The organism is Burkholderia sp. MSMB1826, assembly GCF_001526325.1.
In the GTDB taxonomy this organism is placed as follows: Bacteria; Pseudomonadota; Gammaproteobacteria; order Burkholderiales; family Burkholderiaceae; genus Burkholderia.
Genome location: NZ_LOYN01000050.1, coordinates 62524 through 84405, shown reverse-complemented (window position 1 = coordinate 84405; position 21882 = coordinate 62524). Strand labels below are relative to the sequence as shown.

Genomic DNA, 21882 nt, shown 5'->3' with positions numbered 1-21882 from the left:
TACACCGAATGCTTCGATTGCACCGACTGCGCCCGATGGCCGTCGAGACCGTGCACGCGCGGCTACGGCTGCTCGGCGCCCCCGGCGTGAATCGCGCGGAATACGATCGCGAAGCCGAACGCGTACAGCGCGGCGATCACCGCGAAGCCGGCGGCCGTCGCGCGGTCCGGGTCGTCGATCACGTGCAGGATCACCGACGCGATCGCGATGCCGACGAGCGAACCGATCTGCCGGCTCGCGTTCAGCGACGCGGCGGCAAGGTTCGCGTCCGCCGCATCGGCCGACTGCATCACGACGAGATTCATCGCCGGAATGGCCTGTCCGGCGCCGAAGTTCGCGAGGCCGACCGCGACGGCCAGCACCGGATACGGCATCGCCGAGACGCCGACGAGCGCCACGCTGCCGAGCGCGGCGAGCGCGAGCCCGACGAGCAGCGTGCGGCGCGTGCCGAGCCGGGCGCTGACCTTCGCGGACGCGAGATTGCCGATGCCGAACATCGCCATCAGCGGAAACAGCTCGAAGCCGGCGACGAGCGCGCTCGCGCCGCGCACGTTCTGCAAATAGAGGCTCAACAGAAAGATCTCGGCGAGAATGCCGAAGTTGATCGCGAGGCCCAGCGTGCTGCCCGCGACGAAACGCCGGTTCGCGAGCAGCGCCGGCGACAGGATGCGCGAGTGCGCGTAGCGCTCGCGCAACGCGAATGCCGCGGTGGCGGCCAACGTCGAGGCCACGCCGGCGACGATCGACGGCGAGCGCCAGCCGGCGCTGGGCCCTTCGATCAGCGTGAAGCTCAGCGCGGCGAGCGCGAGCGCGCCGAACAGATGGCCGAGCGCATTCAACGGGCCGGGATGACGCGGCGCCCGTGCGATATGCCGGTACGTGAGCCACAGGCCGGCCGCACCGACCGGCAGGTTCACCCAGAAGATGCCACGCCAGCCGATCGCGTCGACCAGCACGCCGCCGACGCAGGGGCCGAGCGCCATCGCGGCGGACACCAGCGCGCCCCAGATGCCGATCATCCGCGTGCGCATCGGCCCCGGCGGGAACGCGAGCGTGAGCAGGCTCAGCGAACTCGGCATGAAGAGCGCCGCGCCGACACCCTGTGCGAGGCGCGCCGCGACCAGTGCGCCGCTGGACTGCGCGGCCGCGCACAGCACCGACGCGCCGACGAACAGCGCGAGCCCGGCGACGTAGACGGCCTTCGACCCGTAGCGGTTCGCGAGCGCGCCGCCGAGCAGCAGCAGCGCGGCGAAGCTGAGCGTGTACGCATCGACGACCCACACCAGCGCGGTCAGCGACATCGACAGGCTGGTTTCCATGGCCTTCAGCGCGACGTTGACGATCGTCACGTCGAGCATGGCCATCACGAAGCCGCACGCGAGCGCGACCATCACGAGCACGGGGCGCGCCGCGGCGGATGGGTAGGCGCCGGCGGCCGGCGTGGCGCTCCCGCCGCTCATGCGGCTCTCCCGCCAAGGTACAGGCGTCGCATCTCGTCGCTGTCGAGCAACGCGGCCGCGGGGCCTTCGAGCGCGACGCGCCCCATCGTCAGCACGATGCCGCGATCCGCGATGCGCAGCGCTTCGATCGCGTTCTGTTCGACCATCAGCACGCCGATGTGCTCGGTGTCGCGCATCCGGACGATCGCGTCGAACACCTCGTCGACCATCTTCGGCGACAGGCCGGCCGACGGCTCGTCGAGCAGCAGCAACACCGGGCGCGGCATCAGTGCGCGCGCGAGCGACACGATTTGCCGCTCGCCGCCGGACAACGCACCCGCGAGCGACCGGTAGCGACGCCGCAGGACCGGATACTGCTCGCACAGCTCGTCGATCCGCGCCTCGCGCGGAAACGCGGACATCGACTGACCGCCGAGCATCAGGTTTTCCCGCACGGTCAGCGACGCGAACACGTTGTCGGTCTGCGGCACGAAGCCGATCCCGTACTCGCGGATCTTTCGATGAACCGGCACGCGCGCCACGTCCGTGCCCTGGATCGTCACGCTGCCCGCACGAGGCAGCACGAAGCCCGCGATCGCCTTCAGCAGCGTCGATTTTCCGCAGCCGTTCGGGCCGAGGATCGTCACGATGTCGATGGCGCCGACCGTGAGCGACACGCCATGCAGGATGTCGACTTCGGGCGTATAGCCGGCGACGAGTTCGCGCACGTCGATCATGACGCCTCCAGCGGCCGAGGGGCGGCATGAGCACGCCCGAGATACGCGTCGAGTACGCGACGGTTGCGCTCCAGCTCGGCCGGCCGGCAGTTCGCGATCGTCACGCCACGGTCGAGTACGATGCAGCGGTCGCACAGCTCGCGGATGAAATGCATGTCGTGCTCGATGACGACCAGCGTGACGCCCGTTTTACGAATCCGTTGCAACTCGTCGATCAGTTCGCCGCGCAGGTTCGGGTGCACACCGGCGGTCGGCTCGTCGAGCAGCAGCAGTTTGGGCTCGGTCATCATCGCGCACGCGATGCCCAACAGCTTCTTCTGGCCGCCGGAAATCGACGCGGCGGAGAGGTGCGCGACGCCGGACAGTTTCAGTTCGTCCAGCAACGCGGCGGCGCGTGCACGGGTGTCGGCATCGAGCGCGCGCGTCGCACGGCCGCGCCAGAGGGCGGCGGCGATGCCGTGGCGGGCGGACGAAGCCGCCATCGCGAGTTCGAGCACCGACATGCGCGCGGGCATCGACGGCAACTGGAACGTGCGGCGTACGCCCAGCCGCGCGATCGTGTGCGGCGACAGCGTGTCGATCCGCCGACCGTCGAAGCGGATGGCGCCCGCCGCGAGCGGCGCGAAGCCGGTGATCGCGTTGAGCGCGGTGCTCTTGCCGGAGCCGTTCGGGCCGAGCAATCCGACGATCTCGCCGCCGTCGACCGACAGCGTGACCCCGGACAAGACGACGTTCTCGCCGTAGCGGATCGTCACGCCGTCGAGATCGAGCAGCGCGCTCATGGCCGCGCCTCCAGGCGTTCGGGTACGAGCCCGTGCGGCCGCCACAGCACGCACGCGAGCAGCATCACGCCGACCAGGCCTAGCCGCACCGCGCCGGTCAGGTCGCTGCCGACGTCGAGCCAATCCTTGAGAAACGGCGCGAGCGCGTAGACGGCCTGCACGATCAGCGTGCCGACCAGCACGCCCAGGTGGCTGCCGAGGCCGCCGACCATCACGACGGTCCAGAGCGCGAAGGTCTCGGACGCGATCATCGCGTCCGGCCCGACATAGCCGATGTACCACGCGGCGAGCGCCCCGGCCAGCGCGGCGGGAAGCGCGCCCGCGATGCACGCACGCGTCTTCAGCGCGAGCGGATCGTAGCCGAAGCAGACCGCGAGCGCGGGTTCTTCGCGCATCACCTTCAGCGCGCGGCCGAAGCGGCTCGAGGTCAGGCGCCGGTACGCCGCGTAGGTGAGCGCGAGGCAGCCGGCCGTGACCTCGAGGAACGCGAGATCGGCCCACGGCGCGCGCAGCCCGGGGAACAGCGGCGCGATCCCGCCAATGCCTTGCGCGCCGCCGGTGAGCCAGCTTTCGTTGAGCGCGATCGTGCGCAGGATCTCGGCGATCGCGAGCGTTGCGATCCCCCAGTAGTCGGCGGAGAGCTGCCGTCCGAGCCGCGCGACGACGACCGCCAGCGCACCCGCGGCGGCCAGCGCGAGCGCCAGGGCCGACGGCAACGGCCAGCCGAGCTGCGACGCGATGCCGGCCGCGTACGCGCCGAGCCCGCTGAACGCAATGAAGCCGAAATTGACGAGTCCCGCATAGCCGGCCTGCAGGTTCAACCCGAGCGCCATCGTCGCGTACAGGCAGCCGACGGTCAGCAGATGGATGACGAAGCTAGACACGCCGCACCTCCCGATCGAAGATGCCATAGGGCCGGAAAATCAGTGCGGCGAGCAGGATCGCGAACGACACCGCGCCGACGTACTCGACCGGAAAGAATTGCATCGGCCGGTCGACGAGCCCGCCGAAGTCGACGTTCAGTGCGAGGGTTTCGGCCACTGCGATCAACAGCGCGCCGGCCGCGGCGCCGAGCGGGTTGCCGAGACCGCCCAGGATCGCCGCGGAAAACACCGGGATCAGCAATCCGTAGCCGAGATTCACATGCACGCTCTCGGTGGCGCCGAGCATCGTGCCGCCGAGCGCCGCCAGCACGCCGCTCGCGAACGTGATCACGTTGGTCACGCGCGTCGCGTCGATGCCGGTCGCGAGCGCCAGCGCGCGATTCGACGCGAGCGCACGCATCGCCCGCCCGAGCCCGGTGCGGTACAGCAGCGCCGCAAAGATCGCGAGCGCGCCGGCGCCGCATGCGATCGAGCCCAGCTGCGGCATGGACAGCGCGACGCCGGCAATCACCATCGGCGGATGCACGTCCTGCGCATACTGCTGCGGCCGCGAGCCGGCGACGCCGAGCACCAGCGCGACCGCGAGCATCGAGATCGCGAGCGAGCCGATCATCGCTACCGCGCTGCCGGAGCGCAGCAGCCGCGCGAAAACGAGCAGGTTCAGCAGCGTCGCGGCCGTGCCGACCAGCGCGCAGGACACGGCCGTCGCGAGCGCGAACGGGAGCCCGGCGCGTTCCAGCCAGAGCGTCGCGAATGCGCCCAGCATCGCGTACTGCACATGGGCGATGTTGGGAAAACGGATCAGCGAATAGAGCGTCGACAGGCCGACCGACACCAGCAGCAGATCGGCGGTGCGAATCAATACGTCGACAATGAATGACAGCATGGCGATGTCCTCGGGTTCGTCCAGGCGGGCGGTCGTTCACTGCTGCGCGACAACCGATTGGCGGTAGACCACCTTCTCGTACGGCTGGACTTCCCGCTGGCCGTCCGCATCGAACGCGATCGCGCCGGTCACGCCGGTATACGACTTGCCCAATGCCGCGAGCGCCGTGCGAATCTTCGCCGGGTCGACGGACTGCGCGCGGCCGATCGCCGCGGCGGACAACAGCGTCGCGTCGTACGCATAGCTGCCGAACGCCGAGCGCGGCGCCTCGTTGTATGCGGCCTGATAGGCGCTCGCATACGCTTTCGCGCCCGCGCCGAGCGCGGCGACTTCGAGGCCGATCTGGCCTTGCGCGATCTGCGCGGGCGTGTCGCTCGTGCACATCGTCAGGTAGATGCCGTACCACGGATGCTGGTTGAGCCGCATCTCGAATGCCTGCCGGTTCAGCGTCGCGGCCTCCTGGCCATAGGCGCTGTAGACATACGCGTCGGGCTGCGCGCGCGATGCCTGCTCCAGTTCGCGGCGATAGGTCGATTGCCCTTCCGTGTAGAGCACGGTCGACACCACCGTGCCGCCGAGCGCCTCGAAACGCTTCTTGAATTCGCCCGCGATGCCCTGGCCGTAGCCGTTGTTCGGCGCGATCAGCGCGATGCGGCGCAGCTTGCGGGCGTACACGTCCTGCGCGGCGAAGCGCGCGGACAGGTCGTCCAGCCCGATCACGCTGAACGAGCCCGCGCCGATCTTGCGCACCTGCTGACTCGACGAGCCGATGTTGATGTGCACGTCGCCCTGACGCACCAGGAACTGTCCGACCGGAATCGTCACCGACGACGAGAACTCGCCGAGCACGACCGGCACGTGTTCGACGGTCGCGAGCTTGCGCGCGGCGTCGAGCGCGGTATTGGCCGAGCCGCCCGAATCCTCGATGTGCACCGCGAGCTTCTGGCCGAGCACGCCGCCTTTCGCATTGATTTGCGCGACGGCGAGTTCGATGCCGCGCCGCTGGTCTTCGCCGATGGACGCACTCGCGCCCGTCAGCGGCAGCACCGCGCCCACGCTGACGTCAGCCTGCGCAGCGCCCGACGCAAGCGCACCGAGCGCGATCCAGACACCGACACTCCACTGACTTGCCTTCATCTTCGTTCTCCCGTCGCATGGTCGGCCGCACGGTTGGCGGCATGGTTTGATATACAGAAGTGTCGACAGAATCACAGATCAAAAATCGTTTGCAAATAAATTTTCAAGTCGCTGAGAGGAATTGCGGAATTCTTGTCTGAAGCAGAAAAATCGCCCTGTTTTCATGCATTTATGCACGACGATAAAGAGCATGGATAGTCGTGGTGCACGGGCGCGCCAATCTGGCGCAATGGCGAATATTTCTGAAAAAAGTGTATACAGAGGTGAATTGCAGTGCTTAAATCAGCCCAACTCGACACGACTCTCGGAGGGCTGTCAGATGGTGGAGATCAAGCGATACGGCGCAGGTGAACGGATGAGCCAGCTGGTGGTCGCGGGCGGGCTGGCATTCGTCGCCGGGCAGGTGGCGGACGACACGTCGCTCGACGTTGCGGGGCAGACCCGGCAGATTCTCGACAAGATCGACCGGCTGCTCGAAAGCGCGGGGCTCGACAAGCGCCGGATCGTGTCCGCGAGCATCTGGCTGGCCGACTATCGCAGCTTCGCCGAGATGAACGGCGTATGGGACGCGTGGGTGCCGCAGGGCGAGCCGCCGGCACGCGCGTGCGTCGAATCGAAGCTCGCGTTTCCGCAGTACACGGTCGAGATCGCGGCGATCGCCGCGAGCTAGGACCAGGACAGGAGAACCGGACGATGAAGACGATCGTGCTCGGCGGCGGCATCGTCGGCGTGACCACCGCGTATTTTCTCGCGAAGGCGGGCGACGAGGTGACGGTGATCGAACGTCGCGACGGCGTCGCGCTCGAAACGAGCTTCGCGAACGCGGGGTTGATCGCGCCGGGCCATTCGTATACCTGGGCATCGCCGCGCGCGCCCAGGATTCTCTTCAAGTCGCTGTTTGCCGACGGCCAGGCGCTGCGGCTCAAATGGACGCCCGACTGGCGCATGTGGGCCTGGTGCGCGCTGTTCCTGCAGAACTGCACGGCCGAGCGCTCGCGACGCAATACGTCGATCAAGGTGCGGCTGTGTCGCTACGCGCAGCAGCGGCTTCAGCAGGCGACGCGCGACGAACGGCTCGAGTACGACCGGACGAGCGGCGGGCTGTTGTACCTGTATCGCGATCCGGCGTCGTTCGAGCGGGGCGTCGCGAACATGCGGATTCTGACCGACAACGGCCTGCCGCTCGACATCCTCGATGCGCGGGCCACCGTCGAACGCGAGCCGGCGCTGCGCCACGCGGCGGCCGGGATCGCCGGCGCGATCCATTGCCCGAGCGACGAGAGCGGCGACGCGCACCTCTTCACGCGCGCGCTCGCCGAGCGCTGCCGCGCGCTCGGCGTCGAATTCCGCTTCGGCGCGTCGATCGACGGCGTGCGCGCGAGCGCCGATGCGATCGACTATGTCGAGACGTCGCAGGGCCGCGTGACCGGCGATCGATACGTGCTCGCACTCGGTGCGTACTCGCCGTTCGTCGCGCGCACGCTCGGCTACCGGCTGCCGATCTATCCGGTCAAGGGGTACTCGGTCACGCTGCCGATCGGCGACACGCACGAGCCGCCCGCGCTCGGCGGCGTCGAGGAGAACCAGCTCGTCGCCTGGGCGCGCTTCGGCGACCGGCTGCGGCTGACGGCGACCGCCGAGTTCAGCGGCTACGACACCACGCATTCGCCGCACGATTTCGCGCACATGCTCGCGACCGCGCAGGCACTGTTCCCGAACGGCGCGGACTACGCGAAGCCGTCGTACTGGGCCGGGCTGCGGCCGATGACGCCGGAGGGCACGCCGATCATCGGCGCATCCCGGCACCGCAACCTGTTTTTCAACACCGGCCACGGCCATATGGGCTGGACCATGTCGTGCGGCACCGCGAAGATCGTGGCGGATCTGATCCACGGCAAGCGGCCCGACATCGACATCACCGGGATGACCCTGCAATGAGCGAACTTCTGTCACCCTCCGAGGCGTCCGATCCGGGCGTCGGCGCCTACGCCCGCTTCGATTTCTCGCTCGACGCCGGCATCGCGCGGCGCGCGGCGATCGGCCTCGTCGTGCTGGCGACCGATCATACGATCGAATACGAGTGGCGGCGTCTGCTCGCGATCGATGGCGTCGCGTTCTACGAAAGCCGGATCGCGAATTCGGCCGAGATCACGGCCGAGACGCTCGCGCAGATGGACGGCGGGATCTGCGCCGCGGTTGAATTGATCCGGCCGGGCGAGCGCCTCGACGTCGTCGCATTCGGCTGCACGTCGGCGTCGATGGTGCTGGGCGAGGAGCGCGTCTTCGAGCGCATCCGCGAGGCGCGGCCCGGCGTCGCGTGCACCACGCCGATCACCGCGGCGCGCGTCGCGCTGACGGCGCTCGGCGCGCGCGGCGTCGCGCTGCTGACGCCGTACGAGCGCACGATCAACGATGCGATGGCCGCGTACCTGCGCGCGCGCGGCGTCGATATCGTGCGGGTCGGCTCGTTCGAGCACCGCGACGACAACGAGGTCGCCCGGATCGAGCGCGCGTCGATCGAGCACGCGGTGCTGACGCTCGCCGCCGATCCGGCCGTCGATGCCGTGTTCGTGTCGTGCACGAGCCTGCGTATCGTCGATGCGCTGGCCGACATCGAAGCGCGCGCAGGCAAACCCGTCTTGTCGAGCAATCACGCGCTCGCGTGGCACGCGCTGCGGCTCGCGGGCATCGACGATCCCGTGCCGGGCTTCGGCAGCTTGCTGATGCGCTGACGCATGGCTCGTGCATGCAACAAGACGCGCGCGGGCGAAATGCCGGTGGATAATGACGCGCGGTGACAACAGGTGGAACCAGGAGACGAGATGTCGACTTCCGTTATGGCTGGCCGGGAGACCGCGGCGCCGATGCGCACGGGCCTCACGGTCAACGAGATTTACGAGCAGTTGAAACAGATGGCCGTGCTGTACGAGATCCGGCCGGGCGAACGGTTCAACGAACTGGAGCTCGCCGAGCGCTTCAACGTGAGTCGTACGCCGATTCGCGAGGCACTGAACCGGCTCGTTGCCGAAAACCTGCTGGTGTTCGTGCCGAACCGCGGTTTCTTCATTCGGGAACTGGAGGGGAAGGATGTGTTCGATCTGTTCGAATTGCGTCGCTCGATCGAGACGACCGCGGTGATGCTCGCGTGCGAGCGCGCATCGGACAACGACATCAAGGCGCTGCGACGCTTCTGGAAGCAGGTGATGAAGAATGCCGCTCGGATGTCGTCGTCGGAGCTGGTCGTCAAGGACGAGGAGTTTCACCTGGAGCTGGCCGCGTTGTCGGGCAACGCCGAGATCGGCCGGGTACTGCAAGGGATCAACGCACGGATTCACTACGTGCGCTGGGTCGATGTCGATCAGCGACGCAACGAGGCGTTTACCGAGCATCTCGAGATTCTCGACGCGCTGGCGGAACGCGATGCGGCACGTTGCGCGGCGCTGACCGACACGCATATCCGCTGGCGGATGGAGGAGATCACGCGCGTCGTCCAGGCAAGCGTCGTCAAGCTGTACGCAAGATAAAACAAGACCGGCCGTGGATTTTGCGACGCTCGCACGCAGCATGCGAGCGGGCAGCGCGGGCCGGTCGACGAGACAAGCAGTCGTGCAAAGGAGGACGGGCCGCCCGGATCGACCGGCGCGGCGCATCGCTACTTGATCGTCACGAGGTGCCGTCATGACACACGGTACGTTGGTCACGCTGTACAAGCCGTCCGCAGCGCAGATCGAGCATTTGCTGACCTTGCCCGCGAAAAGCCCCGCCGTCGTCGCGGTCGACAATTCGCCCGTCGCCGATCGTGCGCTGTATGCACGGCTCGCCGAAGGCGGCGTCGACGTGATCGCGAATCACAATCGCGGCGGTATCGCCGGGGCGTTCAACGCCGGCGTCGAATTCCTGATCGGCCGCGGCTGCGACGTCTTCTTCATCTTCGATCAGGATTCTTACGTTCCGGACGACTATTTCGACCGAATGCTGGCCGGTTGCGCACGGGTGGGCGACAGCCGTTTCCTGGTCGGGCCGCGGATCTTCAACCGCAATTTTCAGCGCGACCTGCCGTTGTTCACGGTGCGCCGCTGGTCCGCGCAGATCACGCCGATCCACGGCGGCGCGCATGGCCTGCTGTCGTGTTCGGTCATCATCTCGTCGGGCACCGCGATCTCGCTCGACGCGTATCGCGCGCTCGGTCGCTTTCGCGAGGATTTCTTCATCGACCACGTCGACGCCGAATACTGCATGCGCGCGCAAGCGCACGGCGTGCCGGTGTGCGTCAACGCCGACGTGTCGCTGCCCCACGAACTCGGCAGCCCGTCCGCGCAGCAGCACTGGCCGCGTGTCGAAATATTCGACCAGAGCCCGCTGCGCCACTACTATGCGGCGCGCAACTGCATCCTCGTCGCACGCGACTACTGGCGGCGCTATCCGGCGATGCTGCTGATCAATCTCATCACGCTCAAGCACGTCGCGTTCGTGCTGCTGCATGCGCGCAACAAGCGTCTGAAGCTGAAGGCGATCTATTGCGGCGTGACGGACGGGCTGCGAGGACGGTACGGGCGCGTGTGACGCGTGATTGATCGTGGTATTGGCGCACGACCCACGCGCCATTAAATTCGGACCACTTATTACAAGAGAGGATTCCAGATGAGCTTGACCAAGCCGATTCACCGCCGCTATACGGGCGCGTTCTCCGTCGCGCCGACGATCTTCACCGAGTCGGGCGAGATCGACATGCCGGGCCAGAAGCGCTGTGTCGACTTCATCATCGACGCGGGAGCGGACGGCCTGTGCATCCTCGCGAACTACTCGGAACAGTTTTCGTTGACCGACGACGAGCGCGAGCGGCTCATCGCGGCGATCCTCGAGCACGTGGCGGGGCGCGTGCCGGTGATCGTGACGACCACGCATTTCAATCCGACGATCTGCGCGGCGCGCAGCCGCGCCGCGCAGGCGGCCGGTGCGGCGATGGTGATGGTGATGCCGCCGTACCACGGCGCGACGATCCGTTGCGGCGAGGCCGCGATCGAGCAGTTCTATGCGACGCTCTCCGACGCGATCGCGATTCCGATCATGTACCAGGATGCGCCGATGAGCGGCACGCAGGTATCGGCCGCGTTTCTGGCGCGCATCGCGCACACGATTCCGAATCTGCGCTATTTCAAGATCGAGGTGCCGCAATCGGCGGCGAAGCTGCGCGAGCTGATCGCGCTCGGCGGCGATGCGATCGAAGGGCCGTTCGACGGCGAGGAAGCGATCACGCTGCTCGCCGATCTCGATGCGGGCGCGACCGGCAGCATCCTCGGCGGCGGGTACCCGGACGGGCTGCAGCCGATTCTCGCCGCGTATCTGGCCGGGCAGCGTGACGACGCGGTCGCGCGCTATGAGCAATGGCTGCCGTTGATCAATTACGAGAACCGTCAGGCCGGCCTGCTGGCGGCGAAGGCACTGATGAAGGAGGGCGGCGTGATCGCATCGGACGCGCCGCGCCGCCCGCTCGCGCCGCTGCATCCAGCGACGCGCGCGGGCCTGATCGAGATTGCGCGACGGCTCGACGCATTGGTGCTGCGCTGGGCACGCTGACGCGGCCACCGCGCGGCACGACGTTCCGATTTCCGCCGCAGCCGGTGCGCACGACGCGTACGGGCGGCCTTCGCACGCGATAACCCAACCAAGGAACCCGAAGAATGAGCATGCCGACGATACGCGCGGTTCGCGCGCTGACGGTGCGTGGTGGCGGTGCCGACTATCACGATCAGGATACCGGTCACTGGATCGACGACCACATTGCGACGCCGATGTCGCGCTACCCCGAATACCGGCAGAGCCGCCAGTCGTTCGGTATCAACGTGCTCGGCACGCTCGTGATCGAAATCGAGGCCAGTGACGGAACGGTCGGGTTTGCGGTGACGACCGGCGGCGAGATCGGCGCGTTCATCGTCGAGCGGCATCTCGCGCGCTTCATCGAAGGGCAGCGCGTGACCGACATCGAGAAGATGTGGGATCAGATGTTCTACGCGACGCTGTACTACGGACGCAAGGGCGTCGTACTCAATGCGATTTCCGGCGTCGATCTCGCGCTGTGGGACCTGCTCGCGAAGGTCCGGCGGGAGCCCGTGCATCAGTTGCTCGGCGGCAAGGTGCGCGACGAGCTCGAGTTCTACGCGACCGGTGCGCGGCCCGATCTCGCGAAGGAGATGGGCTTCATCGGCGGCAAGCTGCCGTTGCATCACGGCCCGGCCGAAGGAGAGGCCGGTCTGCGCCGCAATCTCGAGGCGCTGGCCGAGATGCGTTCGCGCGTCGGCGCCGATTTCTGGCTGATGCTCGACTGCTGGATGAGTCTCGACGTGCCGTATGCGACGCGGCTCGCGCACGAAGCGCACGCACTCGGTTTGAAATGGATCGAGGAATGCCTGCCGCCCGACGACTATTGGGGCTACGCGAAGCTGCGCCGCGACGTGCCGCGCGGCATGCTCGTCACGACCGGCGAGCACGAAGCGACCCGCTGGGGCTTCCGGATGCTGCTCGAGATGGAGTGCTGCGACATCATTCAGCCGGACGTGGGTTGGTGCGGCGGGCTCACCGAGCTGATCCGGATCTCGGCGCTCGCCGACGCGCGCGGCGTGCTGGTGATTCCGCACGGCTCGTCGGTCTACAGCTACCACTTCGTCGCGACGCGGCACAACAGCCCGTTCGCCGAATTCCTGATGATGGCGCCGCAGGCGGATCGTGTCGTGCCGATGTTCGATCCGCTGCTGCTCGACGAGCCGGTGCCGGTCGGCGGACGGATGAGGGTGCCCGACACGCCCGGTTTCGGCGTGCGCCTGAATCCGGACGTGCGCATGCAGCGCCCGTACGAACACTGAGCGCGCGCAGGCGTGCACTCGCATCGTGAGGCCGGCCGGCTCGAACGGCGGCGGCCGCTGCCGAACGCGTGACGGTCGAGAGGGAGGAGGGCGCAATGACGAAGTTGCTCGAGGACAGGATCGTCGTCGTGACGGGCGGATCGCGCGGGATCGGCCGCGCGATCGCGCTGGCGTGTGCGCGGCATGGCGCCGACGTCGTCGTGAACTACTGGACCAACCCGCTGCTGCCTGCGCAGGCCGATCACGAGATCGACGCGCTCGTCGACGCGGTCCGCGCGACGGGGCGCGATGCGCTGGCCGTACCGGGCGACGTCGCGCAGCCCGACACGGCCGGCGCGCTCGTCGCGGCCGCGGTCGAGCGATTCGGCCGGATCGACGTGCTGGCGAGCAATGCCGGAATCTGCCCGTTCCACGGCTTTCTGGACTTGCCGCCCGAACTGCTGCAAAGAACGATGGCAGTGAACCTGCACGGCGCGTTCTACATGACCCAGGCCGCCGCACGTCAAATGGCCGCGCAAGGGCAGGGCGGCGCGATCGTCGCGACCAGTTCGATCAGCGCGCTGGTCGGCGGCGGCATGCAGACGCACTACACGCCGACCAAGGCCGGCGTCCATGCGCTGATGCAGTCGTGCGCGGTTGCGCTCGCGCCGCATCGGATTCGCTGCAATTCGGTGCTGCCCGGCACGATCCGCACCGAGATCAACGACGACGATCTCGCCGCGCCCGGCAAGACCGAGTACTTCGAGCGCCGGATTCCGCTCGGCCGCCTCGGCGAGCCGGACGACGTCGCCGACTGCGTCGTGTTTCTCGCGTCCGACATGGCGCGCTACGTGAATGGCGCCGCGCTGCTCGTCGACGGCGGCATGTACGTGAACCTGCAATGACACCGCGAGGCATGGGCATGGAAACGATCGCCTTCAGGATGCGCCTGCACCCCGGCAAGCAGGACGAATACCGGCGCCGGCACGATGCGATCTGGCCGGAACTGGCCGACGCGCTTCGTGCAGCAGGTATTTCGGACTACTGGATCTTTCTCGACGACGACACCCATCACCTGTTCGCCGTGCTCAAACGGCCGGCCGATCACCGGATCGCGCAACTTGCCGAAACGGATGTGATGCGTCGCTGGTGGGCGTACATGGCCGACCTGATGGCGACCGGACCGGACGGACGTCCGGTGGAGAAAGCGCTGGCGCCGATGTTTCATCTGGAATGAGACCGGCCCGTTCGACGGATCGGCAGCGCTCGACGTGTGCCGACCCGTCGCAGCGAATCGTCGTGTCGCATGAACTCACGGAGCTCACATGCAGGTTGTCGATCCCCATGTCCATTTCTGGGACGCCGACGCGCTGAGTTACGGCTGGCTCGATCGCGCCCAGCCGGCGTTCTCCGGCGCGGTGGCGGATTTGCCTCGTCGCTACCTGCCTGCGGACCTGCGCGCGGACGCCGGCGCGGATCTCGACGTGCTGAAGGTCGTGCATGTCGAGGCGATCCACGATGCTTGGACGACGCCGAGCGAAGTCGACTGGCTGCAGGCGCTTGCCGACGCGCCGGCGAGCGGCGGGATGCCGGACGGCATCGTCGCCGGCGTCGACCTGTTCGCGCCGGACGCACGCATCCGGCTCGCCGACGCGGCGGCGCATCCGAACGTGCGCGGCATCCGGCAGGTGCTGAACCGGCATCCGGACCCCTGGTACAACTACGTCGACGTGGACTATCTGGCCGAGCCGCGCTGGCGAGAGCACTTCGGCATGCTGAGCGAGTTCGGTTTGTCGTTCGACCTGCAGCTGTACCCGGCCCAGGTCGGCGCCGCGCTCGCCGTCATCGATGCGCACCCGGACACGCCCGTGATCGTCAATCACACGGGCATGTTCGTCGACCGGAGCAGCGTGCACGGCTGGCGCGAATGGCGCGACGGACTGCGCGGGCTCGCGCGGCGCGCGAACGTGACGATGAAGCTGTCCGGGCTCGCGATGTTCGACCATCGCTGGTCGGTCGAGAGTTTCCGCCCGTACGTGCTGGAGGCGATCGACGTGTTCGGCGCGGCGCGCTGCATGTTCGCGTCGAATTTCCCGGTCGATCGGCTCCATGCCGGCTATCCAGCGCTCTGGCACGCCTATGCGGAGATCGTCGCGGGCGCCCGCGACGATGAGCGCGACGCACTGTTCGTCCACAATGCACTGCGAATTTACCGGTTGTGAGCCACGTGCCACCGTGAACGTCGACGGATGTGCGGTGCGCGCGTCGTCGCTCGGCGTGATGTGCACCGGGCCGCAACGTGCGCATTCTCCGGTTCCGACGGACCGCGAGCAGCAGGGCGGCCGACGAGATCGATGCGGCTGTCCAGGCGCCGGCCACACTGCCCGACGTCGAGCGGTGCTGGCCGGCGCTTCTCCGGAGCTTGCCCGCTTTAACCGCGCAATGCAGTCGCGACGACGCTCGCCAACGGCGTCGTGGGTCGACCGATCAGTCGCGCGAGGGCGCCGCCGTCGTCGAACAGCGCACCGCGCGACGCGGCCACGTCGGCATCGGCGAGGATGCCGGCAAGCTCGGGCGGCAACCCGGCGCTCGTCAGCGCGTCTGCATAGGCTTCCTGCGCAAGATCGTTGTAGACGACGGTCTTGCCGGACTGCCGCGAAACCTCCGCGGCCAGCTGCGCCAACGTGAACGCATCGTCGGCCGCGAGTTCATACGTCTTTCCTGCATGGCCGTCCGTCGTCAGTACCACGGCTGCCGCCTCGGCATAGTCCTTCCGCGCGGCGGAAGAGAAGCGCCCCGCCTTGGCGGCCCCGATGAACGCGCCGTGCTCGAGCGCCGCGGGAAGGGCCATCAGGTGGTTCTCGGTGTACCAGCCATTGCGAAGGATGACGGCGGGGAGGCCCGACGCCGCAATGACTTCTTCCGTCTGCCGATGCTCGATCGCAAGCCGGGCAGGCGAAGTGTCCGCGTGCAGCATGCTCGTATAGGCGAGCAACGAGACGCCGGCCTGTCCGGCCGCATCGATCACCGCGCGATGCAACGGCACGCGGCCGGCGACTTCGGTCGACGAGATCAGCAGAAGCTTGTCGACACCGACGAACGCGCTGGCGAGCGTTTCAGGCCGCTTGTAGTCGGCCTCGCGCACCACCACGCCACGCGCCTCAAGGTCGCGCACCTTCGCGGGATCCCTGACCGCCGCGACGATCCGGCTGGCCGGCACGGTTTCAAGCAATGCGTCGATCACAAGGCGCCCGAGTTGCCCGGATGCTCCCGTTATTGCATACATGTTCGTTCTCTCCGTGTATCGGTAGGTGAGGTTCCAAGTGTAGGGACGAAGGTTTCCATTGGAAACCACCTATCCATCGGTTACCATCATTTTCAAGTAACCAAATGGAAACCTCGGTGGGACGACGATGGGCTTGAGAATGCGAAAGAAGGTGGAGCCGCTGCCCGGCTGTCCGATGTCGAAATGCATGGCGTTGATCGGCGGCCTGTGGACACCCGAACTGATCTGGTGCCTGAGCAACGGCCCGCGCCGGTTTTCGGAGTTGCGGCGCGACAACCCGACCATCACCGCGAAGGTGCTGACCGGCAGGTTGCGTGATCTCGAGGAGCGGGGCGTGATCCGGCGAAGCGTGTTGCCGACGTCGCCGCCGTCGGTCGAATACGAATTGACGTCGCTGGGCAGGGAACTGCTGCCGGCGATTACGTCGATCGTGGAGGTCGGGTCGCGTCTGCTGCTTCGCGACCGGCCGCGCTAGTCATTCGCAACGGGGCCGAGAGGTGGCGCTTCAACGAGATTGGCTGAGGAAATCGCGGGCGCTCGGGAAACGATTTCACGCGACGCATTGCCCACCGGGCGAAGCAATAGCCTGAAGACGAACGGGCTTGGCGCGCTTTGCCTCTTCTTCGTCGGCGCTTTTGAAAATTGAGCGTCCCGCGGATTCAGTTCGTCTCCACGGACCTGCTGGGTGCGGAAGGACGCCCCCATGCCGAGGAGGACGTGCACGACGTTGGCGAGACCGGCACCGGGACCGCACAGCCCACGATCATCACAAGCGGGTCGCGGCTCAACGGCCCGGCCAGCAGCCGGCTCGCGGCAATCGATCCACACGATCGCGCCGACGCAACGCTTTACGCGTCTTTCAGCCAAGGCATTTCCACGGGCGACACGACCAGTTGCCGGAATTCGCGCTTCAGATCGAAGATGAATCCGACGAGGATCATGGAGTCGGCGTAAGGAATGGGAAAGACATGCGGATTTTCCGGCGTACGCAGCGGACGATCAGGGGTGTCCGCCGTCGCCGCGGCATTCTCGCGAACGCTTTCCAACTCGTCGGCCATGGCCACGCCACTCACTTGCAGCACGCGGCTGCGCAGGTCGCTGAAGGGCTCGATGCGCGCAGCGTCTTCGTGATATTCGGGCACTTCGTAAACGAACCAGGACATTGTCGTCTCCCATGAGAAGGGGCGCTATTCTAACGCTACGCGAGAATCCACCGAAAATCGAGGCCGCCCACTTCTCCAAGCCTATCCGAGCCCCGCGAGGTCATCGCATCTCGACCGGAGCGCAGCAACGTCACACTTCGGATAATGTCTGATGCGCCGCGCGAACAACCGCATCGACCGTAATGTCGAACTTGTCGTACAGGTCCTTGATTTTCCCGGACTCGCCGAAGCTGTGCATGCCGACGAACTGGCCTTTCGGTCCGATGTACCGCTCCCATCCCAGTTCGACCGCCGCCTCGACCGCGACCCTCGCGGGAGAAGCGCCCAGCACGGCCCGCTGGTAATCGCGTGGCTGTTCCTCGAACAGCAGGCGGCACGGCATCGATACGACAGCCGTCGGCACGCCTTCGTGCTGCAGGACGTCGCGTGCCTGGACGGCGAGGTCGACCTCCGAACCTGTCGCGAGCAACGTGAGTTGGCGCGGTCCGCCATCGGCCTCCCGCAAAATATAGGCACCGCGTGCCGACTTGTTTTCGTTTCCAGGCTCGTTGCGCAGGAGCGGGACCGGCTGTCGTGACAATGCGAGGAGGGCAGCCCGGCGGGGCTGTTCGAGAATCAGTTCCCAGCACTCTGCCGTTTCGACTGGATCGGCCGGCCGATAGACGGCGAGTTGGGGAATGGCCCGAAGGGCGGCAAGGTGTTCGACGGGTTGATGAGTCGGACCGTCTTCTCCGAGACCGATGGAATCGTGCGTCATCACGAAGATGGACCGCACCCGCATCATCGCGCTCAACCGGATCGCCGGTCGACAGTAGTCCGAAAAACAAAGGAACGTGCCGCCGTACGGAATGAGACCGCCATGAAGGGCAATGCCGTTCATGGCGGCGGCCATGCCGTGTTCGCGGACGCCGTAATGAAGGTACGAACCGTTGAACCGGCCGGGCTCGATCGCGATTTGCTTCTTCGTCTTCGTATTGTTGGACTGCGTAAGATCCGCCGAGCCGCCCAGCAATTCCGGAATCGCGTCGACGAGACGATCGAGCACTTCACCGCTGGCCTTGCGGGTGGCCATTGCACTGCCACTGACGATAAACGCCTGCCGTGCCGCCTCGATCGCCGCCTTCCAGTTATCCGGAAGCCTTCCGGCATTGCGCCGGTCGAATTCGGTGCGCAGCGCTGGCGGCGCCCGGCGCACGCGCTCCTCCCATGCGAGTCTCGTCTTGCGGCCGCGCGCGCCGATCTCCCGCCATGCTTTCAGCAGGTCGTCCGGGATTTCAAACGGCGGCGAATGCCAATCGAGGGCCTGACGTGCGCCCGAAATTTCATCCTCGCCCGGGGCATCGCTATGGGCTTTCTCGGTTCCAGCCCTCGTCGGAAAGCCGAACCCGATGATCGTCCTGCATGCGATCAAGGTCGGTCGATCATGCGTTGTCCGGGCGGTCTCGATGGCGTTCCGTATCGCATCCGTGTCGTGGCCGTCGATTTCCAGGACATGCCATCCCGCTGCGTGAAAGCGCTCGATCTCGTCGTCCGAGACTGCGAGCTTGGTGGCGCCGTCGATCGAAATCGAATTGTTGTCCCAGAACGCGATCAATCGGCCCAACCGGAGGTGGCCGGCCAACGAAATGGCCTCGTGGCTGATGCCTTCCATCAGGCAACCGTCACCGAGAAATACGTACGTGTAGTGATCGACGAGATCGTCGCCGAAGTGCGCATTCATCACGCGCTCGGCCAACGCCATGCCGACGGCGTCCGCGATGCCTTGACCGAGGGGACCGGTAGTCAGTTCGATTCCATCGGCGTGCGAGTACTCCGGATGACCGGGTGTCTTGCTGCCGACTTGCCGGAACCGCTTCAGCTCGTCGATGGTCATGTCCGAATAGCCCATCAGATAGAGCAGGCTGTAGAGGAGCATCGACGCGTGTCCGTTGGAAAGCACGAACCGGTCTCGGTCGATCCAGTGAGGGTCCGATGCATCGAATTGCATGAACTCCTTGAACAGGACCGTCGCGACGTCAGCCAACCCCATTGGCGCACCAGGATGGCCGCTGTTGGCTCTCTGGACTGCATCCATGGCGAGGAAGCGGATACAGTTCGCCAGCGCGCGCAGATGGGGGTCTCGTGGGGACGGCACCGCTTTCGCAGTCGTCCCGGAATTTGCGGTGGGATCGCTCATCGGTTCTCCTATGTTGGCTGGGGGAAAGATGAGGCGACGGTGCAATATGCGTACCTTCTCGGCGATGGCGAGGATATGGGGAGATGTTCGAAGCGTTTGCCTTCGACTTAATCGTTGATGGGGTGCGCGTCCCCGTCATTGCCTGGATGCAACGTGTCGGGAAGGATGTCGACCTCGTCTCGGTATCCACACGAGATCCACGCCAACTGTCCCTGCTTTAATAGCGGTTCAGTTCGATTCAGCCCGCCGCGCGGCCAGCTCGACGCATGCGAAACTTAACGCAGCGTCCGGGATGGGTCGACCACCACACTATGTCCCCAAAGCAGAAAGAGATGGAGCAGGCGCTAAAAGGCATTCTGGATTGGTAACGGGCCGTGACCTATCAACGCCACGCACTGCGGACGTGCAACGAATCGGTAGGCCGGCAGTCTGATCTGGTTTTTCTGGCACTTGCCGCACGGATGGGCGGCCCGCCCAGAAGCGGGCGGCCTAACCGCGAGGAGCGAAGCGGGACCGCGCCTAGGCACGGCGACAGACCGCGCAAAGAAGTCCGCAACTGCTTCGCTCAATGCAGGTCAGGCGGTTCGTAGTGAACCCCGAATTGCTCTGCCAGTTGCGCGAGCCGCCGATCGCGCGTCCAGAGTCGGGTGTTCGGGGTCAACAGCACCGATGCAAGCAGCGTGCAATCCACGGCACCGCATCCGCGCCCATACAGCCGTTCCCGCTCGATCCAGTCCGCTACTTCGCCTGGCGTCGCGCGGCGCGTCTGGCGCAATAACGCGAGATCTCCCAGCGTTCGTGCCCGCGGTTCGGGCGGCGTCCCGCACGTGAGCTCAAGTATCACCAGTGGATGTGTAAGGACGTTATCGACGCTCAGAAGTTGGATAAGGGCTGGTAGTGACCGCCGGAAATGCTCGACCCACACGGACGTGTCGACCAACACACTCATCGGACGATTACCTCAGGAGCGCGGCGCGGGACATCTGCCATGTCGGGCGCGCGACCGCCCAAGGCGGCCAGGCGTTGACCGGCCTGGACGCGCACGAAGGTTTCAAGTGCCGCCCGGAATAGGTCGGCCGGCGGCATGCCAGGTTCGGCGAGTTCGAGTGCGCGCGCATAGAGAGCGTCGTCGACGGTGACGGTGGTACGCATGATGGCTCCTTTGATGCTTTTCCGCATCAATCTTAGCATCAACTCAACAGCGATTCAGTCATTGACAAGCGGATCACCAATCGGCCTGAAGTGGGGCCGTGACGCTTTCGCCAAGGAGATCCGACTACGGTGGCGTTAGAAGTTGGCGAACGTCGCTGGCGCACGCATGGGCAACCGTTTCGATCTCTATGCTCACACCAAGGCAGGTGTGAGGTGTCGTCAAGCATGTCGTGCCACCACGATAATTGTGTAATGGGCTGCTGCACAATTACCGGCACTGGAAAGCCGTTGCGACCGAAGGCTTATTTGTATTCTTTCGGCGTAGCCGGAAACCGACATGCTTGCCTAGTCCGGACTGTAACTTTTAACTCCGACCCCAATAAAACGATAATAGATATTATGTCAAACAAAAACTATCGACCTGGGATCGACTGCCGGGACGCAATTCTCCCGCAGAAAACTTATCAGATCGATTCGGTCCTTCAGGCGGTATCACCGGTCGGCGACGTCGCCGACAGCAGATCAAGACTCGCATGCGGATTCCGCGCAACTGCAGAATGTGCTGAAGGAGTCCCGGTCAGTTGGGTAGTTCGCTATCGACGATGAAGTTGCCATTCGTATAGCGATACTGCCGAGCAAGAGGTTCTGGTTTCCCGTAATTCGCCCAGCGAATACGGAAGCCGTCTCCCCCCTCGGTCCACGCGATCGCAAGATAGGGAGACTTGTTCCCCAAATCGGTGAACAAGTCGATGTTGTCGATGCAGCTCTGCACCAGCGTCGAGTAGATGGGTTCTGCACGTTTGCCATCCAAGCGAAGTACATAAAGCGTTCCTTCCTCGCCGGCCCCGCAGTAGCCCATTGGATTGTCGCTGGACGATTGATTGATCACCACCATGAGGAATTCATGGCCATCGATCACTCGGGAGCGCGCCGCGGGAAATGCGACGCTCGATGACGCCATCAATGCACGCCGTATCGCGCCAGGAACCTCCAGGGTCCGCACCTTGCCATGCCGGGCGTCGGTCACCACCAGCCGGTGTGCATGTTCCTGCACAATCGGTCCCGTGCTCAGTTGTACAAACTGCGGTTCCGGTGTTTGTGCCATCGCGACGGCACTGAAAGCGCCGAGGACCGCTCCACATAATGCTCTCTTAATTGTTCGCCATGTGGTCTGCATAACAGATACCCGAATAGATCGAGGCGTGTTCATCGGAACGACCTGACTTCCCACTTTTGTACGTGTTTGGTCATCTGTGTCATGCCGTACCCGTTACGCTGGTGATGCTACAAGATTTCACGGCGGACGAGCATGAACAGATCGTTCTGCACGCGTGTAACGCGCCAATCCACACTGACGTTCGTTTGGCGGCCAACTCGCGCCGGTCGGTTTGCGATCGTTCC

The 21882-nt window shown here is 65.8% G+C and carries 23 protein-coding genes; 11 read left to right on the top strand and 12 right to left on the bottom strand.

Annotation, left to right across the window (positions count from 1 at the left end; all coding sequences use genetic code 11):
• Positions 1 to 62 precede the first annotated feature (62 nt).
• From WS95_RS28225 to WS95_RS28200, 6 genes are read right to left on the bottom strand one after another with little or no spacing between them, the layout of a single operon-like run.
• Positions 63 to 1460: an MFS transporter gene (locus WS95_RS28225; RefSeq protein ID WP_059827297.1), complete on the bottom strand. Its 1398-nt coding sequence runs from the start codon at positions 1458 to 1460 to the stop codon at positions 63 to 65.
• Positions 1457 to 2176: an ABC transporter ATP-binding protein gene (locus tag WS95_RS28220; protein ID WP_059794332.1), complete on the bottom strand. Its 720-nt coding sequence runs from the start codon at positions 2174 to 2176 to the stop codon at positions 1457 to 1459. The genes WS95_RS28225 and WS95_RS28220 overlap by 4 nt, the downstream gene beginning before the upstream one ends.
• Positions 2173 to 2958, bottom strand: coding sequence for an ABC transporter ATP-binding protein (locus tag WS95_RS28215; RefSeq protein ID WP_059779887.1), 786 nt, complete (start codon positions 2956 to 2958; stop codon positions 2173 to 2175). The genes WS95_RS28220 and WS95_RS28215 overlap by 4 nt, the downstream gene beginning before the upstream one ends.
• On the bottom strand, positions 2955 to 3842 hold the full coding sequence (locus WS95_RS28210) for a branched-chain amino acid ABC transporter permease (protein ID WP_082747021.1): 888 nt from the start codon (positions 3840 to 3842) through the stop codon (positions 2955 to 2957). The genes WS95_RS28215 and WS95_RS28210 overlap by 4 nt, the downstream gene beginning before the upstream one ends.
• Entirely contained in the window at positions 3835 to 4728 is an 894-nt protein-coding gene (locus WS95_RS28205; protein WP_059779891.1) for a branched-chain amino acid ABC transporter permease, read from the bottom strand. Before WS95_RS28205 ends, WS95_RS28210 begins: the two co-directional genes overlap by 8 nt.
• A gap of 36 nt (positions 4729 to 4764) precedes the next feature.
• On the bottom strand, positions 4765 to 5865 hold the full coding sequence (locus tag WS95_RS28200) for an ABC transporter substrate-binding protein (protein ID WP_034209151.1): 1101 nt from the start codon (positions 5863 to 5865) through the stop codon (positions 4765 to 4767).
• A gap of 319 nt (positions 5866 to 6184) precedes the next feature.
• Here WS95_RS28200 and WS95_RS28195 point away from each other — a divergent pair, with 319 nt between their 5' ends.
• The 10 genes from WS95_RS28195 to WS95_RS28150 all read left to right on the top strand — a co-directional run bounded on the left by WS95_RS28195 (position 6185) and on the right by WS95_RS28150 (position 14926).
• Complete coding sequence (locus WS95_RS28195) at positions 6185 to 6535, top strand: RidA family protein (RefSeq protein ID WP_179949063.1); 351 nt, start codon at positions 6185 to 6187, stop codon at positions 6533 to 6535.
• 23 nt (positions 6536 to 6558) lie between these two features.
• Positions 6559 to 7803 (top strand): D-amino acid dehydrogenase, encoded by a 1245-nt coding sequence (locus WS95_RS28190; RefSeq protein WP_059779895.1) that lies wholly within the window; start codon positions 6559 to 6561, stop codon positions 7801 to 7803.
• On the top strand, positions 7800 to 8597 hold the full coding sequence (locus tag WS95_RS28185; RefSeq protein WP_059506131.1) for a maleate cis-trans isomerase family protein: 798 nt from the start codon (positions 7800 to 7802) through the stop codon (positions 8595 to 8597). The genes WS95_RS28190 and WS95_RS28185 overlap by 4 nt, the downstream gene beginning before the upstream one ends.
• Before the next feature lie 90 nt (positions 8598 to 8687).
• Complete coding sequence (locus WS95_RS28180) at positions 8688 to 9389, top strand: GntR family transcriptional regulator (protein WP_034209154.1); 702 nt, start codon at positions 8688 to 8690, stop codon at positions 9387 to 9389.
• A gap of 154 nt (positions 9390 to 9543) precedes the next feature.
• Complete coding sequence (locus tag WS95_RS28175) at positions 9544 to 10428, top strand: glycosyltransferase family 2 protein (protein ID WP_034209155.1); 885 nt, start codon at positions 9544 to 9546, stop codon at positions 10426 to 10428.
• 78 nt (positions 10429 to 10506) lie between these two features.
• A complete protein-coding gene (locus WS95_RS28170; protein ID WP_052100410.1) occupies positions 10507 to 11442 on the top strand; it encodes a dihydrodipicolinate synthase family protein in 936 nt (311 codons plus the stop codon).
• A gap of 104 nt (positions 11443 to 11546) precedes the next feature.
• Positions 11547 to 12725: an L-rhamnonate dehydratase gene (gene rhmD / locus WS95_RS28165; protein WP_059827293.1), complete on the top strand. Its 1179-nt coding sequence runs from the start codon at positions 11547 to 11549 to the stop codon at positions 12723 to 12725.
• Between the two features lie 95 nt (positions 12726 to 12820).
• Entirely contained in the window at positions 12821 to 13609 is a 789-nt protein-coding gene (locus WS95_RS28160; RefSeq protein WP_059827292.1) for an SDR family NAD(P)-dependent oxidoreductase, read from the top strand.
• A 17-nt stretch (positions 13610 to 13626) separates the two neighbouring features.
• A complete protein-coding gene (gene rhaM / locus WS95_RS28155; protein WP_034209484.1) occupies positions 13627 to 13941 on the top strand; it encodes an L-rhamnose mutarotase in 315 nt (104 codons plus the stop codon).
• Between the two features lie 88 nt (positions 13942 to 14029).
• Positions 14030 to 14926: an amidohydrolase family protein gene (locus tag WS95_RS28150; RefSeq protein WP_059827290.1), complete on the top strand. Its 897-nt coding sequence runs from the start codon at positions 14030 to 14032 to the stop codon at positions 14924 to 14926.
• Positions 14927 to 15135: 209 nt separating this feature from the next.
• Here the strand turns inward: WS95_RS28150 and WS95_RS28145 are convergent, their stop codons facing one another.
• Entirely contained in the window at positions 15136 to 15990 is an 855-nt protein-coding gene (locus tag WS95_RS28145) for an SDR family oxidoreductase (protein WP_059827288.1), read from the bottom strand.
• 151 nt (positions 15991 to 16141) lie between these two features.
• Here WS95_RS28145 and WS95_RS28140 point away from each other — a divergent pair, with 151 nt between their 5' ends.
• Positions 16142 to 16465, top strand: a complete 324-nt coding sequence (locus WS95_RS28140) for a winged helix-turn-helix transcriptional regulator (RefSeq protein ID WP_230624958.1) — start codon at positions 16142 to 16144, stop codon at positions 16463 to 16465.
• Between the two features lie 373 nt (positions 16466 to 16838).
• On the opposite strand, the gene WS95_RS28135 is transcribed toward WS95_RS28140, so the two are convergent.
• From WS95_RS28135 to WS95_RS35195, 5 genes are all read right to left on the bottom strand, one after another.
• Positions 16839 to 17153: a hypothetical protein gene (locus WS95_RS28135; RefSeq protein WP_034209161.1), complete on the bottom strand. Its 315-nt coding sequence runs from the start codon at positions 17151 to 17153 to the stop codon at positions 16839 to 16841.
• A 130-nt stretch (positions 17154 to 17283) separates the two neighbouring features.
• Entirely contained in the window at positions 17284 to 19329 is a 2046-nt protein-coding gene (gene tkt, locus WS95_RS28130) for a transketolase (RefSeq protein ID WP_059827286.1), read from the bottom strand.
• Positions 19330 to 19894: 565 nt separating this feature from the next.
• The gene (locus WS95_RS34310) at positions 19895 to 20278 is read right to left on the bottom strand and encodes a type II toxin-antitoxin system VapC family toxin (RefSeq protein ID WP_080747848.1); all 384 of its coding nucleotides are present in this window, start codon (positions 20276 to 20278) and stop codon (positions 19895 to 19897) included.
• A complete protein-coding gene (locus tag WS95_RS28125; RefSeq protein ID WP_059827509.1) occupies positions 20275 to 20481 on the bottom strand; it encodes a DUF2191 domain-containing protein in 207 nt (68 codons plus the stop codon). The genes WS95_RS34310 and WS95_RS28125 overlap by 4 nt, the downstream gene beginning before the upstream one ends.
• Before the next feature lie 577 nt (positions 20482 to 21058).
• Positions 21059 to 21658: a hypothetical protein gene (locus WS95_RS35195; protein ID WP_156444599.1), complete on the bottom strand. Its 600-nt coding sequence runs from the start codon at positions 21656 to 21658 to the stop codon at positions 21059 to 21061.
• Positions 21659 to 21882: the final 224 nt, after the last annotated feature.

Coding starts and splice junctions, on each gene's coding strand:
- WS95_RS28190 (WP_059779895.1), top strand. CDS start 6,559: ATGAAGACGATCGTGCTCGGCGGCGGCATCGTCGGCGTGACCACCGCG.
- WS95_RS28145 (WP_059827288.1), bottom strand. CDS start 15,990: ATGTATGCAATAACGGGAGCATCCGGGCAACTCGGGCGCCTTGTGATC.
- WS95_RS28205 (WP_059779891.1), bottom strand. CDS start 4,728: ATGCTGTCATTCATTGTCGACGTATTGATTCGCACCGCCGATCTGCTG.
- WS95_RS35195 (WP_156444599.1), bottom strand. CDS start 21,658: ATGCAGACCACATGGCGAACAATTAAGAGAGCATTATGTGGAGCGGTC.
- rhaM (WP_034209484.1), top strand. CDS start 13,627: ATGGAAACGATCGCCTTCAGGATGCGCCTGCACCCCGGCAAGCAGGAC.
- WS95_RS28150 (WP_059827290.1), top strand. CDS start 14,030: ATGCAGGTTGTCGATCCCCATGTCCATTTCTGGGACGCCGACGCGCTG.
- WS95_RS28170 (WP_052100410.1), top strand. CDS start 10,507: ATGAGCTTGACCAAGCCGATTCACCGCCGCTATACGGGCGCGTTCTCC.
- tkt (WP_059827286.1), bottom strand. CDS start 19,329: ATGAGCGATCCCACCGCAAATTCCGGGACGACTGCGAAAGCGGTGCCG.
- WS95_RS28185 (WP_059506131.1), top strand. CDS start 7,800: ATGAGCGAACTTCTGTCACCCTCCGAGGCGTCCGATCCGGGCGTCGGC.
- WS95_RS28175 (WP_034209155.1), top strand. CDS start 9,544: ATGACACACGGTACGTTGGTCACGCTGTACAAGCCGTCCGCAGCGCAG.
- WS95_RS28160 (WP_059827292.1), top strand. CDS start 12,821: ATGACGAAGTTGCTCGAGGACAGGATCGTCGTCGTGACGGGCGGATCG.
- WS95_RS34310 (WP_080747848.1), bottom strand. CDS start 20,278: ATGAGTGTGTTGGTCGACACGTCCGTGTGGGTCGAGCATTTCCGGCGG.
- WS95_RS28195 (WP_179949063.1), top strand. CDS start 6,185: ATGGTGGAGATCAAGCGATACGGCGCAGGTGAACGGATGAGCCAGCTG.
- WS95_RS28135 (WP_034209161.1), bottom strand. CDS start 17,153: ATGTCCTGGTTCGTTTACGAAGTGCCCGAATATCACGAAGACGCTGCG.
- WS95_RS28225 (WP_059827297.1), bottom strand. CDS start 1,460: ATGAGCGGCGGGAGCGCCACGCCGGCCGCCGGCGCCTACCCATCCGCC.
- WS95_RS28200 (WP_034209151.1), bottom strand. CDS start 5,865: ATGAAGGCAAGTCAGTGGAGTGTCGGTGTCTGGATCGCGCTCGGTGCG.
- WS95_RS28125 (WP_059827509.1), bottom strand. CDS start 20,481: ATGCGTACCACCGTCACCGTCGACGACGCTCTCTATGCGCGCGCACTC.
- rhmD (WP_059827293.1), top strand. CDS start 11,547: ATGAGCATGCCGACGATACGCGCGGTTCGCGCGCTGACGGTGCGTGGT.
- WS95_RS28220 (WP_059794332.1), bottom strand. CDS start 2,176: ATGATCGACGTGCGCGAACTCGTCGCCGGCTATACGCCCGAAGTCGAC.
- WS95_RS28180 (WP_034209154.1), top strand. CDS start 8,688: ATGTCGACTTCCGTTATGGCTGGCCGGGAGACCGCGGCGCCGATGCGC.
- WS95_RS28215 (WP_059779887.1), bottom strand. CDS start 2,958: ATGAGCGCGCTGCTCGATCTCGACGGCGTGACGATCCGCTACGGCGAG.